We start from the raw sequence: 14,955 nt of genomic DNA, 5'->3' as shown, positions 1-14,955 counted from the left end.
ATATCTATATATAGGGCCTACGAAGCAGGCATGCACAAAATATAGCATTGACCGTCCACAGACTGTGCTGAAGTGCGAAGTTCGGGCTCCGCAATCTTCATGTGCGTTGGCATTGCGCGCAGAAGTAAGTGCTTCGCTGACCCTGGCGCAGCAGCCTGATGGGGGTGCTGCAGACATGGCAAGCCGCCCCCTCGCGCCCATAGACATTGGCCTGCGTTTGAAAATGCCCGGCCATGCCGTCGGCGCTGGAAAAGTCGCGCAGCGTGCTGCCGCCCATTTCCACCGCCCTGGCCAGCACCGTCACGATGGCTTCGTGCAACTTGCGCACCCTGGCCGGGCCTATGCGCGCCGCAACCGTGGTGGGGCGGATGCCTGCCAGAAACAGCACCTCGGATGCATAGATGTTGCCCACCCCCACCACGAGCTTGCCGCCCAGCAGCAACTGCTTGATGGGTGTGCGGCTTTTTTTCAGTCCGGCCTGAAAAGCGGGCAAGGAGAAAGAATCCGACAAGGGCTCCATGCCCAGCGTATCGAGCAGCTTGATGGCTACAGGGTCCTGCTCGCCCTGGGTATACACCACCGCACCGAATCGCCGCGGATCGTGCAGCCGCAGCGTGCCATGGCTGGTGGCCATGTCGAAATGGTCATGGACGCCTGGCGGCGGAAGGCCGTGGCCAAAGCGCAGGCTGCCGGACATGCCCAGGTGCAGCAGCAGCAACCCCTGGCTGGTATCTGCCAGCAGATATTTGCCCCGCCGGCGCAGCCCCAGCACCTGCTGGCCGACCAGAACCTCGGGGTCGCACCCCAGCGGCCACCGCAGCGGCTTGCCCATGGCGACGCCCTCGATGCTCGCCCCGGCAATTGCCGTCGCAAAACTGCGGCGCGTGACTTCCACTTCGGGCAACTCAGGCATAGATCGCGACCTACATCGGGTTAACGGGCATGGATTATTATGACCCGATGGTGTTATTTCACAGCTTTCGGACCACCGCCCTGGCAACAGCGATCGCGGTTGCGGCTTGTTCAGCGTATGCGCAATCGCCGGGCGCAAACGCACCCTCTGCGCCTGCAGAGGCGCCCGTGGTCTCCAACCCCGCGCTCGATGCGGAACTCTTCTACGAAATCCTGCTGGGCGAAGTCAGTGCCCGCACCGGTGACCCGGGTGCCGGCTATGCCTTCATGCTGGAAGCAGCCCGCCGCAGCGCCGACGGACAGCTGTACCAACGCGCTGCAGACATCGCGCTGCAGTCCCGATCCGGTGAATACGCGTTGGCAGCGGCGCAGGCCTGGAAGCAGGCCCTGCCCGAATCCCGCGAGGCCAACCGCTACGTGCTGCAGATTCTGGTGGCCCTGAACCGCATCGGCGAAACCCCCGACTTGCTGCGCCTGGAACTCGCACTATCGCCACCCCGCAGCAAGGCGGCCATGCTGTCTGCCCTGCCCCAGGTGTATGGACGAGCCAGCGACAAGGCCCTGGCGGCCAAGGTGGTGGAAGCAGCCCTCGTCAATGAGCTGACCAATCCAGCGACCGGGCCGGTGGCGTGGGTGTCCCTCGGCCGCCTGCGCATGGCCGCCGGCGACAAGGCAGGCGCCCTGGACGCCGCACGCAAGGCGCAGGCACTGGACGTGGGCAGCGAGGGCTCTGCCCAGTTGGCGCTGGAGCTGATGGACGAGGGCAGCCCAGAGGCGGAGCCCTTGGTCGTGCAGGCCTTGTCCAAGCAACCCGTTCCGGAGTTGCGCATGGCCTATGCGCGGGTTCTGCTGGGCCAGCAACGCTATGCAGACGCAGCCCGACAGCTCGAAGCCGCGACAAAAGAAAAGCCGGACCTGGTAGAAGCCTGGCTGGTACTGGCCACACTGCATCTGCAGGACAACCGCTTGCCAGCGGCCGAGAACGACCTCAAGCGCTACATGGACCTGCTGTCCGCCTTGGACGATGCGGAAGTGCGCCAGCGCGGCATGACGCAGGCATATCTGCTGCATGCACAGATCGCCGAAAAGAAACAGGACTTCGCCGGAGCCGAGGCATGGCTCAAGCGCATCGACAACGTGGAAGAGGTCTTCAGCGCGCAGATGCGCCGTGCGTCGCTGATGGCGCGCCAGGGCAAGATCGAGCAGGCCCGCGCCTTGCTGCGCAACCTGCCGGGCACTTCGGCAGACGACAAGCGCATGAAGCTGGCTGCAGAAGTGCAACTGCTGCGCGACCAGCGGCAGTACCAGGAAGCCTACAAAGTCCAGACCGAGCTCGTGGCGTTGGCGCCGCAAGACACCGAGCTGGTGTACGACCAGGCCATGCTGGCCGAGAAGGCCGGACAGGTGGACACCATGGAGCGGCTGCTGCGCCAGGTCATCGCCCAGAAGCCGGACTACCACCACGCCTACAACGCCCTGGGTTACTCGTTGGCCGAGCGTGGCCAGCAGCTGCCCGAGGCCAAGCAACTGATTCTGAAGGCGCTCGAATTCGCGCCCAACGACCCGTTCATCACTGACAGCCTGGGGTGGGTGGAGTTTCGCCTGGGCAACAAGGCAGAGGCCCGCAAACTGCTGGAAACCGCCTACAAAGGGCGACCCGACGTAGAGATCGCCGCCCACTTGGGAGAGGTGCTCTGGAGCTTGGGCGACAAGGACGCCGCGTTGAAAGTCTGGAAGGAAGGTCAGCGCGTGAGCCCTGACAACGAAACATTGAAAGAAACCTTGGCACGCCTCGGGGTGAAGCTCTGATGCAGAGTCTGTACGGCGCAATGCCCCGCCTGGCGATGGCGGCGCAAACCCAAAGCGCATTCATCGGATGGCGCTTCATGCTGGCCATTTGCGCCTTGTGGCTGGCGGGCTGTGCGCAACCTCTGCAGAAAGCTGCCGCCGACGAAGACAGCTGGAGCGGCCGCCTCGCACTGCAGGTCGAGGGCCAGGATTCGCAGTCGTTCTCAGCCATGTTCGAACTGCGGGGCAATGCCAAAGCAGGCGGGCTGGTGCTGCTCAGCCCGCTGGGCAATCGCTTGGCGCAGCTCGACTGGAAAGACGGCCATGCGCAGCTTGTGAGCTCGCAGGAGACCCGCAGCTCCGACTCGCTCGACACCTTGCTCCAAGAGGTGACGGGCACCCGCATTCCGGTGACCGCGTTGTTCAGCTGGCTTCAGGGCACACAGGCCGCTGCGCCCGGCTGGCGTGCCGATCTGTCGGGCGTTGCTGATGGGCGCCTCGTGGCGCACCGGGATGACCCGCAGCCCCAGGCCACGCTGCGTGTGGCACTGACACGCTAATCCTGCCGTTCTTTGCTGGTCACCGCCAGCGCCGTCAATCCGCAAGCGTTCGCGCCCCGCCCTGTCCATGCAAGCCCTCTACGACGTGCCGGCTCCGGCAAAGCTCAATCTTTTTTTGCACATCACCGGGCGGCGTGATGACGGCTACCACCTGCTGCAGTCGGTGTTCATGCTGGTGGACTGGTGCGACACACTGCACTTCGAACGCCGCAGCGCAAGCCAGGAGATCACCCGCGAGGACCTCGGCGCTGCACTGCCTGATGTGGACCTGACGATCAAGGCAGCCCGCGCACTGCAAGCGGCCACAGGCTGCACACAGGGTGCACACATTGCCGTGAGCAAGAGCATCCCTGCGCAAGCAGGCATGGGCGGCGGCTCGTCCGACGCCGCCACGACGCTGCTGGCGCTCAACCGGCTGTGGGGCTTGCACCTGCCCCGCGCCGCGCTGGAAAGGATCGGCATCACGCTCGGCGCCGACATTCCGTTTTTTTTACGCGGCCGTAACGCTTTTGTGGAGGGAATTGGTGAGACAATCACGCCGCTTGAGAAAGTGCACCAGCTGCCACCAGCACGCTTCGCGATCGTGAAGCCTGCAGCAGGCTTGGAGACAAAATTAATTTTTTCGTCGCCGAGTTTGAAACGTGATTCAGACAGTGCTACAATCTTAGGCTTTGCTGCAGCACACTTTGACTTCGGTCGAAATGACTTGCAGCCAGTTGCCCAGGCTCTTTGCCCGCAAGTTACCGAAGCCCTCGAATGGCTCAGGTCACGCGGATTGCAAGGCAGGATGACAGGCTCAGGCAGTGCGGTGTTTGCGCAAATGTCTCATGCAGTTGATCTGGATGGAGCCCCCCAGGGCTGGCAGGTCAAGGCATGTGAAAATCTGATGATTCACCCTCTTGCGGGTTGGGCATCGGACGAGAATTAAGGTTGGTTGCCTTCGGCAATTGACCTGTGTAGGGGAGTCGCCAAGCTGGTTAAGGCACCGGATTTTGATTCCGGCATGCGAAGGTTCGAATCCTTCTTCCCCTGCCAAATATCTTCTCGCGTACGGGCATTATTTTCAGACTGCTGGGACTCTCATGCAAGCCAATCACCCCGACTTCATGGTTTTCACCGGCAATGCCAATCCTGGCATGGCAGCTGAAATCGCCCAGCACCTGGGTACCACCCTGGGCGCTGCCGACGTGGGTCGTTTCTCTGACGGTGAAGTCACCGTTGAAATCAAGCAGAACGTGCGTGCACGCGACGTTTTCGTGGTGCAGTCCACTTGCGCTCCCACCAACGAAAACCTCATGGAACTGCTGATCATGGTGGATGCGCTCAAGCGCGCATCGGCTGAACGCATCAGCGCCGTGATCCCCTACTTTGGTTATGCACGGCAAGACCGCCGCCCCCGCTCCAGCCGCGTGCCGATCACGGCCAAGGTGGTGGCCAACATGCTGCAGACCGTGGGCGTGGCCCGCGTGCTGACCATGGACCTGCATGCCGACCAGATCCAGGGCTTCTTCGACATCCCGGTCGACAACATCTATGCCTCTCCCGTTCTGCTGGGCGACCTGCGCCAGAAGAACTACGAGGACCTGATCGTCGTGTCCCCCGACGTGGGCGGCGTGGTGCGTGCCCGTGCGCTGGCCAAGCAGCTCAACTGCGACCTGGCCATCATCGACAAGCGCCGCCCCAAGGCCAACGTGTCCGAAGTCATGCACGTGATCGGCGAAATCGAAGGCCGCAACTGCGTGATCATGGACGACATGATCGACACCGCCGGCACGCTGGTGAAGGCGGCCGAGGTGCTCAAGGAGCGCGGCGCCAAGAAGGTGTACGCCTACTGCACGCACCCCATTTTCTCGGGCCCTGCCATTGAACGCATCGCCAAGGGCTCGGCCCTCGATGAAGTGGTAGTGACCAACACCATCCCCCTGAGCGACAACGCCAAGGGATGCACCAAGATTCGCCAACTCTCCGTGGCCCCGCTGATCGCCGAGACGATCCAGCGCATTGCCAAGGGCGAGTCGGTGATGAGCCTGTTCTCGGACCAAGAAAACCTGTTCTGACCCAGCTCCTTCGGGAGCACGGCAGCAGCGGTTCTGCGCACAGGCCTCCCTCGGGAGGCTTGTTGTTTGTTTGTTCGGGAACAACTTGCAGGCTTGCGGCATGTGGCCTCAAGCCTTTTTAAAACAGGGGATGACTGGTCGCGGTCGCCTCTTATCAGGAGCTAAATATGAACTTCGTCGCTTTTGAGCGCGCCAAGCAGGGCACGGGTGCGAGCCGCCGTCTCCGCATTTCGGGCAAGACACCTGGCATCGTCTACGGTGGTGCTACGGAACCCCAACTGATCGAGATCGACCACAACGCACTGTGGCACGCCCTCAAGAAGGAAGCATTCCACTCCAGCGTGCTGGACATGGAAGTGGCCGGCAAGACCGCCAAGGTCCTGCTGCGCGACGTGCAATACCACCCCTACAAGCAACTCGTCCTGCACATCGACTTCCAGCGCGTGGACGAGAAGACCAAGCTGCACATGAAGGTGCCACTGCACTTCAGCGGCGCTGAAGAGTCCAACGCCGTCAAGGTCGACAAGTGCATGGTCAACCCGATCGTGAACGAACTCGACGTGACCTGCATGCCTTCGGACCTGCCAGAGTTCATCGCTGTGGACCTGTCCAAGCTGGAAAAGGGCTCGTCCCTGACCCTGAAGGACATCAAGCTGCCCAAGGGCGTGACCGCCAAGATCCGCGGCAACCAGACCAACCCCGTGCTGGTGTCAGTGACGCCTCCTGTCGTGGTGGTCGAGACCCCCGCAGAAGCCGCTCCTGCAGCCGACGCCAAGGGCAAGGGCAAGGGCAAGAAGTAATTCTTCGCTCTGCGACCGACGAAGGCCACCGGTCAGGTGGTTTTTGACAGTCAGCACACACGGCACAAGGCCCGCCTGTCTCGGCAGGCCGTCCAGCCGCACTACGGCCCACGCAAGTGGGCCGTTTTGTTTGGTGCAGGGCCAATGCGTGACTGCCCTGCCCCTCCCTTCAACCATCAGATAATCGAACAGATGATCAAGCTGTTTGTAGGCCTTGGAAACCCAGGGCCCGACTACGAAGCCACCCGCCACAACGCGGGCTTCTGGTGGATAGATGCCCTGGCGCGCGAGCTCAAGACCACGCTGGCGCCCGAGCGCAGCTACCACGGGCTGATGGCGCGCACCACGGTGCACGGCCAGAACGTCTGGCTGCTGGAGCCCCAGACCTTCATGAATTTGTCGGGCAAGTCCGTGGCCTCGCTCGCGCGTTTCTTCAAGATCTTGCCCGAAGAAATCCTGGTCGTGCACGATGAGCTCGACATCCCCCCCGGTCAGGTCAAGCTCAAGCGCGGAGGCAGCCATGCCGGCCACAACGGCTTGCGCGACATCCACGGCCAGCTGGGCTCGCCCGACTACTGGCGCCTGCGCATCGGCATCGGGCATCCGGGCGTGAAAAGCGAAGTGGCCAACTGGGTGCTCAAGAAGCCCGCACCCGACCAGCGCACGCTGATCGAAGACAGCATCGTCCATTCGCTCAAGGCCTACCCGGCCCTGCTGGCCGGCGAGATGGACAAGGCCACGCTGCTCATCCACACCACGAAACCACCCCGACCCAAGCCAGAGCGGCCTGTCAATTCAGTACCAGGCACGTAGTGTCCACGTGGTGGACGTGACGCACCGGAATGAGGCACCCCATGGGACATGCAGCATGGGGAATGCGTTGTGCGCGGTGCGCTGCGTGAGCACCAGGTGCCAACCGCAGAAAGTGCTGCAAAGTTGCTGTTGATGGAATCGATCCGCCAAGAGATCGTTATTCCGACACCACAGGAATGCTACATTTTTTATAGCTTTCAGCGCTTACCAGCCAAGCGGTAGCAGCCTAAAACATCCAAATCCCAGCGCCATCCGGGCGACTGGAACCATCAGGAAGAAACCGGGCCCTGCAGCCGCTGAAACTTCTGCCACAGCGTTTCCCGTGTCTCCACGTGCTGTGGGCTCACGGGAATGCAGGCCACCGGGCAGACCTGCACGCACTGAGGTTCATCGAAGTGCCCTACGCACTCCGTGCACTTGTGGGGGTCGATCTCATAGATCTCCTGCCCCAGATAAATCGCCTGGTTGGGGCATTCGGGCTCACACACATCGCAATTGATGCACTCGTCGGTGATCATCAGCGCCATGCGGCCTCCTGTGCGCCGGCAGGCGTGGCGCGGGAAACGATGGCATACAACGGCAGTGCGGCTTTCATAGCCCGTATTATCCCGTGCCCATGGCATGTGCCTTGCATGCCACAGCGCAACCCAACACCGCTGACGGGGATGTTTTGCCGTTATGCTGTGTATACACATTAATTTTGACGCGCCTGCGTAGCCACCCCTCATCCACGCTTGCCTCCCATGGGTCTGTTCTTTCTCAAGCGGTTCATCACACTCCTGGCCACACTGATCGGCGCCTCCGTCGTCGTCTTTCTGGTGCTGGAGATCTTGCCGGGCAACGCGGCGCAGATGCTCATGGGCCCCGACGCCTCGCCCGATGCCGTGGCCGCGCTGGCCACCAAGCTTGGCCTGGACCAGCCGGCCACGCAGCGCTACTGGGAATGGATCAGCGGCCTGGCAGTGGGCGACATGGGCAACAGCTATGCCTACAGCACGCCTGTGCTGGAGCTGGTGCTCGAACGTCTGGCTCTGACTGTACCGCTGGCGCTGATGGCCATGGTGATCACCACGGTGCTCGCACTCATTGCGGGCGTGTATGCGGCCTCGCGCCATAACAAGCTGGGCGACGTGGGCGTGATGGGCCTGGCGCAGATCGGCATTGCCATCCCCAACTTCTGGTTTGCCATCCTTTTGATCTTGCTGTTCTCGGTCAAGCTGCAGTGGTTCTCGGCCGGCGGCTTTCCGGGCTGGACGGAAGACGCCGGCGGCGGCCCGCTCGAGGCCCTGAAGGCGCTGCTGCTGCCCGCCATCGCACTGGCCGTGGTGCAGGCGGCCATCCTGGCGCGCATCACGCGGTCGGCCGTGCTCGAGGTGCTGCGCGAAGACTTCGTGCGCACCGCGCGTGCCAAAGGGCTGTCGCAGCGCGCCGCGCTCTGGGGCCACGTGCTGCGCAACGCCATGATCCCGGTGATCACCGTGATGGGGCTGCAGTTCGCCAACCTGCTGGCCGGCACCATCGTGGTGGAGAACGTGTTCTACCTGCCGGGCCTGGGCCGGCTGATCTTCCAGTCCATCTCCAACCGTGACCTCATCGTCGTGCGCAACTGCGTGATGCTGCTCGCCGCCATGGTGGTCATCGTCAACTTCGTCGTGGACATCCTGTACGCCGTGATCGACCCGCGCGTGAAGGCCTCCGACATCTGATCCCCCATGAGCGCCGTCATCTCCCCCTCCCCTTCCGCCACGGCCGCACCCGGCTGGCTGCACCGTGCGCTGCGCCACCGCAGCTTTGTCATCGGCGCGGTGCTGTCGCTGCTGCTCCTGCTGGCCGCTGCGCTGTCGCTGGTCTGGACGCCCTGGTCGCCCTACGAGATGGACCTGGCCTCCAAGCTGCAGGCGCCTTCGCCCAAGCACTGGCTGGGCACGGATGCGTTCGGTCGCGACGTGGCGTCGCTGCTGCTGGTGGGGGCGCGCAATTCCATCCTGGTGGGCGTGATCGCCGTGGGCATTGGCCTGACCATCGGCACGGCGCTGGGCCTGCTGGCCGCGGCCAAGCGGGGCTGGGTCGAAGAACTCATCATGCGGCTGGCCGACTTCACCTTCGCGTTTCCTGCCATTCTCTCGGCCATCATGATGACGGCGGTGTTTGGCGCCGGCATCGTTAACTCCATCATCGCCATCGGCATCTTCAACATCCCGACGTTTGCGCGCGTCACCCGCGCATCGGCCAATGCGGTCTGGTCGCGCGAATACATCATGGCCTCGCGCGCCTGCGGCAAGGGCGCCTGGCGCATCACGCTTGAGCACGTGTTGCCCAACATTTTGTCGGTGCTCATCGTGCAGGCCACCATCCAGTTCGCCATCGCCATCCTGGCGGAGGCCGCCCTGTCGTACCTGGGCCTGGGCACGCAGCCGCCCCAGCCCTCGTGGGGCCGCATGCTGAGCGAGGCGCAGACGCTGATGTTCCAAGCGCCCCTGCTCGCGGTGTGGCCTGGCGTCGCGATTGCCATGGCGGTGCTGGGCCTGAACCTGCTGGGCGACGGCCTGCGCGACCTGCTGGACCCTCGTCTTTCGAGGAAGAGATGACACCCCCTGAGTCGCTTCGCGCCTTCCCCCTCTCTCGCATTGCTGCGCAATGCGGGAGGGGGACGCACCCGGTGCGGCGGGGCGGCCCTTGCACGGGTGCACTGGTCTGGCGCATGCCTATGCATCGGCCGCGTCCGGCACGATAGACAGCTGAAAAAATTCTGCGAACGATGAAGACCTGTTGCCATGCCCTTGCTTGAAGTCTCCAACCTCCGCATCCGCCTGCAGACCCACCGCGGTCCGGCCGATGCCGTGCGCGGCGTGAGCTTTGCGCTGGCGCGCGGCGAAACCCTGGGCCTGATCGGTGAATCGGGCTGCGGCAAGTCCATCACTGCCATGTCGCTCATGGGCCTGCTGCCCGACAGTGCGCAGGTCACCGGCAGCATCCGCTTTGACGGTGAAGAGCTTGTGGGCCGCACCGATGCGCAGATGTGCAAGATGCGCGGCAACCGCATCGGCATGGTGTTCCAGGAGCCCATGACGGCCCTGAACCCGGTGCACACCATCGGCCGCCAGGTGGCCGAGCCGCTGCGCCTGCACCGCGGCATGGGCGCGGCCGATGCCCGCAAGGAAGCCATTTCGCTGCTGGACCGCGTGGGTATTCCCAACGCCGCGCAGCGCTTCGATGCCTACCCGCACCAGTTCTCGGGCGGGCAGCGCCAGCGCATCACCATCGCCATGGCCCTGGCCTGCGGACCTGATTTACTGATAGCCGACGAGCCCACCACCGCGCTCGATGTGACCATCCAGCAGCAGATCCTGGACCTCATCAGCGACCTGGTGGCCGAGCGCAACATGGCGCTGATCCTCATCTCGCACGACCTGGGCGTGATCTCGCAGAACGTGGACCGCATGATGGTGATGTACGGCGGCAGCGTCGTCGAGAGCGGCTCCACGGCGTCCGTCTTCTCCGCGATGACCCATCCCTACACCCGCGGCCTGTTCGCTGCACGGCCCCACCTGGGCGCGGTGCATGCACCGGGCCAGCGCCCGCGGCTGTCCACCATTCCCGGCACGGTGCCCGAGCTTGTGGACCTGCCCGCCGGCTGCCCCTTTGCCGGCCGCTGCAGCTACACCATCGACGCCTGCCACCACGAGCAGCCAGCCCCTACGCTGGTGTCCACCGATACCGACGGCGACCACGTCGTGCGCTGCATCCGCCGCGAGGCCATTGCCGCGGCCCTGAGCGCCGAGGCCGTCAAGGTCGTGGAGGTGGCCGCATGAACAACGCCGTCACTCCATCCACACAGGGCACCTCTGCAGTACAACCCGACGGCGCACTTCTGCAGGTGCAGGACCTAGTGCGCGAATACACGCTGCCGCGCGAACATTTGTTCCGCCCCCCGGGCAAGGTGCATGCACTGAACGGCGTGAGCTTTTCGATAGCGTCTGGGCGCAGCCTGGGCATTGTGGGCGAGTCAGGCTCGGGCAAGTCCACACTCGCACGCGTGGTGATGGCGCTGGATGCACCCACCTCGGGCACCGTCCACCTGCAGGGCCGCAACCTGCACCAGCTGCCCGCGGCCGAATTGCGCGAGGCGAGGCGCGACTTCCAGATGGTGTTCCAGGACCCGTACGGCTCGCTGGACCCGCGCCAGACGGTCGAGCGCATCGTGACCGAGCCGCTGCAGGCGCAGGGCCAGACCACGCGCGCCGAGCAGCGCGAGCAGGCCGCCCAGGTGCTGTCGCAGGTGGGCCTGCGCACCAACGACCTGGGCAAGTACCCGCACGAGTTCTCCGGTGGCCAGCGCCAGCGCATCGCCATCGCCCGCGCCCTCATCACCCGCCCGCGCCTTATCGTGGCGGACGAGCCTGTGAGCGCACTCGATGTGTCAGTGCAGGCCCAGGTGCTGAACCTGATGCAGGACCTGCAGCACGAGTTCGGCATCACCTACATGCTGATCAGCCACGACCTCGCGGTGGTCAACCACCTGTGCGACGAAGTGGTGGTGCTGTACCAGGGCCGCATCGTCGAGCGCGGCTCGCCGGCCGAGCTGTTCCGCAACGCGCAACACCCCTACACGCAGTCGCTGGTGGGCGCCGTGCCGCAAGTGCAGCCCGGCCGCGCCCGCGCGCGCCGCGCGGCGGCGGCCGCACAAGCCACCGCGAAAACCGCATAACCACATGCACACGTGATGGTGTAAAAAGCTTTTGTGGGCCCCGGTAACCATTTGCACCGGGCCCGTCCTCTGGTTTTTTGTCAGGTCTTTTGTCTGGAGTATCCGAACATGCTGAACCGCCGTACCGTCCTTGCCACCGGCGCCATCGCCGCAGTGCCCCTGTCCACCCCGCTCGGCGCGCTGGCGCAGAGCCGCAAAGATGCGGTCACGCTGGCCATGACGCTGGAGCCGCCGGGCCTGGACCCGACCGCCGGCGCGGCATCTGCCATCGGCGAGATCGTCCAGTACAACATCTTCGAGACGCTCACCAAGATCAATGCCGACGGCAGCGTCTCCCCCCTGCTGGCCGAGAGCTGGGAAGTCTCGCCCGACCTCAAGACCTACACCTTCAAGCTGCGCCGCGGCGTGAAGTTCCAGAACGGCGAGCCCTTCACCGCCGCCGCCGTGAAGTTCTCGTACGACCGCGCGGGCGGCGAGAAGAGCACCAACAAGGACAAGCGCACCTTCGCCAACCTCACCACGCAGGTGGTGGACGACTTCACCGTCGTGGTGCTGAACAAGGACATCGACCCCGACCTGCTCTTCGTGCTGGGCCAGGCCACCTCCATCATCGTGGAGCCCAAGAGCGCCGACGGCAACGCCAACAAGCCCGTGGGCACCGGCCCCTACCAGCTCAACGCCTGGAACAAGGGCTCGTCCATCGTGCTGACGGCGTGGGAAGGTTTCCGCGACGCCAAGGCGCTCAAGATCAAGCGCGCCACCTTCCGCTTCATCTCCGACCCGGCCGCCCAGGTGGCCGCTCTGCTGGCGGGCGACGTGGATGCGTTCCCGCGCGTCACGCCCCGCAGCGTGCCGCAGTTCAAGTCCAACCCCCGCTTCCAGGTGGTGGTGAGTGGCTCGCGCGCCAAGACCATCCTGGCCATCAACAACGGCAAGAAGCCACTCGATGACGTGCGCGTGCGCCGCGCCATCGCTGCCGCCATCGACCGCAAGGCCGTGATCGAAGGCGCCGCCGACGGCTACGGTGCGCCCATCGGCAGCCACTACGTGCCCGGCGCTTTCGGCTATGTGGACACCACGGGCGTGAACCCGTACGACGTGGAAAAAGCCAAGAAGCTGCTGGCCGAAGCGGGCGTGAAGACGCCGCTGGAGCTGACCGTCACGCTGCCGCCCACGCCATACGCGCGCCAGGGCGGCGAAGTGATTGCCGCCCAACTGGCCAAGATCGGCATCGTCGCCAAGCTGCAGAACGTGGAATGGGCGCAGTGGCTCAGCGGCACCTACGGCAGCAAGAACTACGACCTGACCATCATCAGCCACGTCGAGCCGTTCGACCTGGGCAACTTCGCCAAGCCCGATTACTACTGGGCCTACAACTCGCCCAAGTTCAACGAACTGTTCAACCAGATCAAGAACGCCGCCCGCCCCGCCGACCGCTCGCGCCTTCTGGGCGAAGCGCAGCGCCTGCTGGCACAGGACTCGGTGCACGCGTTCCTGTATTCCAACCAGTGGATCACGGTGGCCAACAAGAACCTCAAGGGCCTGTGGAAAGACATGCCGGTGTTCGTGAACGATATCTCGTCGCTGTCCTGGTCTTGAGATTAAACACCCCCTGAGTCGCTTCGCGCCTTCCCCCTCTCTCGACTCGCTGCGCGAGTCGGGAGGGGGACGCCCCCGGTGCGGCGGGGCGGCCCTTGCACGGGGACACTGGCTATGGCCGCGCCAGTTTTGTGGGCTGGAGGCGGCGCGCTGCGCAATGGACCACTAAAACGAGCGGTAGTGAATTGCTCCCAAAACAATAGCTGCTAGCGCTTTACCAGCAAGCGGTAGCAGCCTTTTTTACTTGTAGAACTCCCGACATGACTGCCTTGCACGACCTGCCCGCCCACGAACTCCTGGCCGCCTACCGCCAGCGCACACTCTCTCCGGTGGAGGTCACGCAGGCCGTGCTGGCGCACATCGAGCGCTGGGAGCCCCACATCCAGGCCACCTACCTGCTGCGGCCCGAAGCCGCCCTGGCGCAGGCCCGTGCGTCGGAAGCCCGCTGGCACAAGGGCGAGCCCCAGGGCCTGCTGGACGGCGTGCCCAGCACCATCAAGGAAAACATCGCCACGCAGGGCGACCCGACGCCCCTGGGCACCGCAGCCGTGGAGCTGGTGGCCGCAGCGGCCGACGCACCACCGGCCGCCCGCATGCGCGAATCCGGCGCCGTCATCGTCGCCAAGACCACCATGCCCGACTACGGCATGCTGTCTTCGGGCCTGTCCACCTTCCACCCGCTGTCGCGCAACCCGTGGGACACCACCAAGGGCCCCGGCGGCTCCAGCGCCGGCGGCGGGGCGGCGGCGGCTGCGGGCTACGGCCCGCTGCACATCGGCACCGACATCGGTGGGTCGCTGCGGCTGCCGGCCAGCTGGTGCGGCATCTTCAGCCTCAAGCCCAGCCTGGGCCGCATCCCCATCGACCCACCGTACACCGGCCGCGCCGCCGGCCCGATGACCCGCACCGTGGCCGACGCCGCGCTGATGATGCAGGTGCTCAGCCAGCCCGACGCGCGCGACAGCATGAGCCTGCCCGCGCAGGACATCGCCTGGGGCCAGTTCGACCAGCGGGCCGAGCGCACGCGCGGCCTGCAAGGCTTGAAGATCGGCCTGCTGCTGGACGCCGGCTGCGGCCTGCCCGTGGAGCCTGAAGTCAAGGCCGCCATCGAGCGCGCGGCGCGCCTGATGGAGGCCGCGGGCGCCGCCATCGTGCCCCTGAAGCCCTTCATGACCCAGGCCATGCTCGACGGCATGGACCACTTCTGGCGCATGCGCTCGCACATCGACCTGCAGGCCCTGCCCGCAGAGCGCCGCGACAAGGTGCTGCCCTATATCCGCGCCTGGGCCGACAGCGCGGCCGGCATGAGCGGCACCGACGTCTTCAACGCCAGCCACCAGTTCCACCTGACGCGCGTGGCCACCGTCAAAGCCTGCAGCGCGTTCGACTACGTGATCTCGCCCGTGGCGCCCATGCCCGCCTTCCAGGCCGAACTGCCCTCGCCCACCAACGACCCGCTGCGCCCGCTGGAGCACATCGGCTTCACCGTGCCGTTCAACATGTCCGAGCAGCCCGCGGCGTCGGTCAACTGCGGCTACACGTCCACCGGCCTGCCCATCGGGCTGCAGATCGCCGGTGCGCGCTTCGACGACCTGGGCGTGCTGCAGGTGGCGCACGCGTTCGAGCAGATCCGCGACCCGCAGCGCCCCTGGCCGCTGCCGCCAGCAGCGTAGACTGGGACTGAGAACAGGTTCTTACCCTGTGCCTCGCGCGCCGCA

General features: G+C 64.9%; 14 protein-coding genes and 1 tRNA gene. 13 read left to right on the top strand and 2 right to left on the bottom strand.

Annotated elements, in window-relative coordinates; genetic code table 11:
* Positions 1–97 precede the first annotated feature (97 nt).
* Entirely contained in the window at positions 98–913 is an 816-nt protein-coding gene (gene mutM / locus ACSQ3N_RS06075; RefSeq protein WP_436145835.1) for a bifunctional DNA-formamidopyrimidine glycosylase/DNA-(apurinic or apyrimidinic site) lyase, read from the bottom strand.
* A 29-nt stretch (positions 914–942) separates the two neighbouring features.
* Between mutM and ACSQ3N_RS06070 the strand changes: the two genes are divergently transcribed.
* The 7 genes from ACSQ3N_RS06070 to pth all read left to right on the top strand — a co-directional run bounded on the left by ACSQ3N_RS06070 (position 943) and on the right by pth (position 6,930).
* Positions 943–2,721: a tetratricopeptide repeat protein gene (locus ACSQ3N_RS06070; protein ID WP_436145834.1), complete on the top strand. Its 1,779-nt coding sequence runs from the start codon at positions 943–945 to the stop codon at positions 2,719–2,721.
* A complete protein-coding gene (locus tag ACSQ3N_RS06065) occupies positions 2,721–3,260 on the top strand; it encodes a lipoprotein insertase outer membrane protein LolB (RefSeq protein ID WP_436145833.1) in 540 nt (179 codons plus the stop codon). Before ACSQ3N_RS06070 ends, ACSQ3N_RS06065 begins: the two co-directional genes overlap by 1 nt.
* A 67-nt stretch (positions 3,261–3,327) precedes the next feature.
* Positions 3,328–4,188 carry a 4-(cytidine 5'-diphospho)-2-C-methyl-D-erythritol kinase gene (gene ispE / locus ACSQ3N_RS06060; protein ID WP_436145832.1) on the top strand — a complete coding sequence of 287 codons (861 nt, stop codon included), beginning with the start codon at positions 3,328–3,330 and terminating at the stop codon, positions 4,186–4,188.
* Positions 4,189–4,218: 30 nt separating this feature from the next.
* Positions 4,219–4,295, top strand: a tRNA-Gln gene (locus tag ACSQ3N_RS06055).
* Between the two features lie 47 nt (positions 4,296–4,342).
* A complete protein-coding gene (locus ACSQ3N_RS06050) occupies positions 4,343–5,317 on the top strand; it encodes a ribose-phosphate pyrophosphokinase (RefSeq protein ID WP_056161385.1) in 975 nt (324 codons plus the stop codon).
* 167 nt (positions 5,318–5,484) lie between these two features.
* Positions 5,485–6,117, top strand: coding sequence for a 50S ribosomal protein L25/general stress protein Ctc (locus ACSQ3N_RS06045; RefSeq protein WP_056161382.1), 633 nt, complete (start codon positions 5,485–5,487; stop codon positions 6,115–6,117).
* 192 nt (positions 6,118–6,309) lie between these two features.
* Positions 6,310–6,930, top strand: coding sequence for an aminoacyl-tRNA hydrolase (gene pth, locus ACSQ3N_RS06040; protein ID WP_436145831.1), 621 nt, complete (start codon positions 6,310–6,312; stop codon positions 6,928–6,930).
* 269 nt (positions 6,931–7,199) lie between these two features.
* On the opposite strand, the gene ACSQ3N_RS06035 is transcribed toward pth, so the two are convergent.
* Positions 7,200–7,457 (bottom strand): YfhL family 4Fe-4S dicluster ferredoxin, encoded by a 258-nt coding sequence (locus tag ACSQ3N_RS06035; RefSeq protein ID WP_056161378.1) that lies wholly within the window; start codon positions 7,455–7,457, stop codon positions 7,200–7,202.
* 216 nt (positions 7,458–7,673) lie between these two features.
* Between ACSQ3N_RS06035 and ACSQ3N_RS06030 the strand changes: the two genes are divergently transcribed.
* The 6 genes from ACSQ3N_RS06030 (at position 7,674) to ACSQ3N_RS06005 (ending at position 14,910) form a co-directional block, all read left to right on the top strand.
* Complete coding sequence (locus tag ACSQ3N_RS06030) at positions 7,674–8,636, top strand: ABC transporter permease (protein WP_436145830.1); 963 nt, start codon at positions 7,674–7,676, stop codon at positions 8,634–8,636.
* Between the two features lie 6 nt (positions 8,637–8,642).
* A complete protein-coding gene (locus tag ACSQ3N_RS06025) occupies positions 8,643–9,518 on the top strand; it encodes an ABC transporter permease (RefSeq protein WP_436145829.1) in 876 nt (291 codons plus the stop codon).
* A gap of 186 nt (positions 9,519–9,704) precedes the next feature.
* The gene (locus ACSQ3N_RS06020) at positions 9,705–10,742 is read left to right on the top strand and encodes an ABC transporter ATP-binding protein (protein WP_436145828.1); all 1,038 of its coding nucleotides are present in this window, start codon (positions 9,705–9,707) and stop codon (positions 10,740–10,742) included.
* Positions 10,739–11,638 carry an ATP-binding cassette domain-containing protein gene (locus tag ACSQ3N_RS06015; RefSeq protein ID WP_436145827.1) on the top strand — a complete coding sequence of 300 codons (900 nt, stop codon included), beginning with the start codon at positions 10,739–10,741 and terminating at the stop codon, positions 11,636–11,638. Before ACSQ3N_RS06020 ends, ACSQ3N_RS06015 begins: the two co-directional genes overlap by 4 nt.
* A 108-nt stretch (positions 11,639–11,746) precedes the next feature.
* A complete protein-coding gene (locus ACSQ3N_RS06010) occupies positions 11,747–13,237 on the top strand; it encodes an ABC transporter substrate-binding protein (protein WP_056161369.1) in 1,491 nt (496 codons plus the stop codon).
* 260 nt (positions 13,238–13,497) lie between these two features.
* Complete coding sequence (locus tag ACSQ3N_RS06005) at positions 13,498–14,910, top strand: amidase (protein WP_436145826.1); 1,413 nt, start codon at positions 13,498–13,500, stop codon at positions 14,908–14,910.
* The last annotated feature ends 45 nt before the right edge of the window (positions 14,911–14,955 follow it).

This window comes from Acidovorax sp. LjRoot194 (assembly GCF_964253015.1).
In the GTDB taxonomy this organism is placed as follows: Bacteria; Pseudomonadota; Gammaproteobacteria; order Burkholderiales; family Burkholderiaceae_C; genus Acidovorax.
This window is presented reverse-complemented; position numbering and strand designations above follow the sequence as displayed.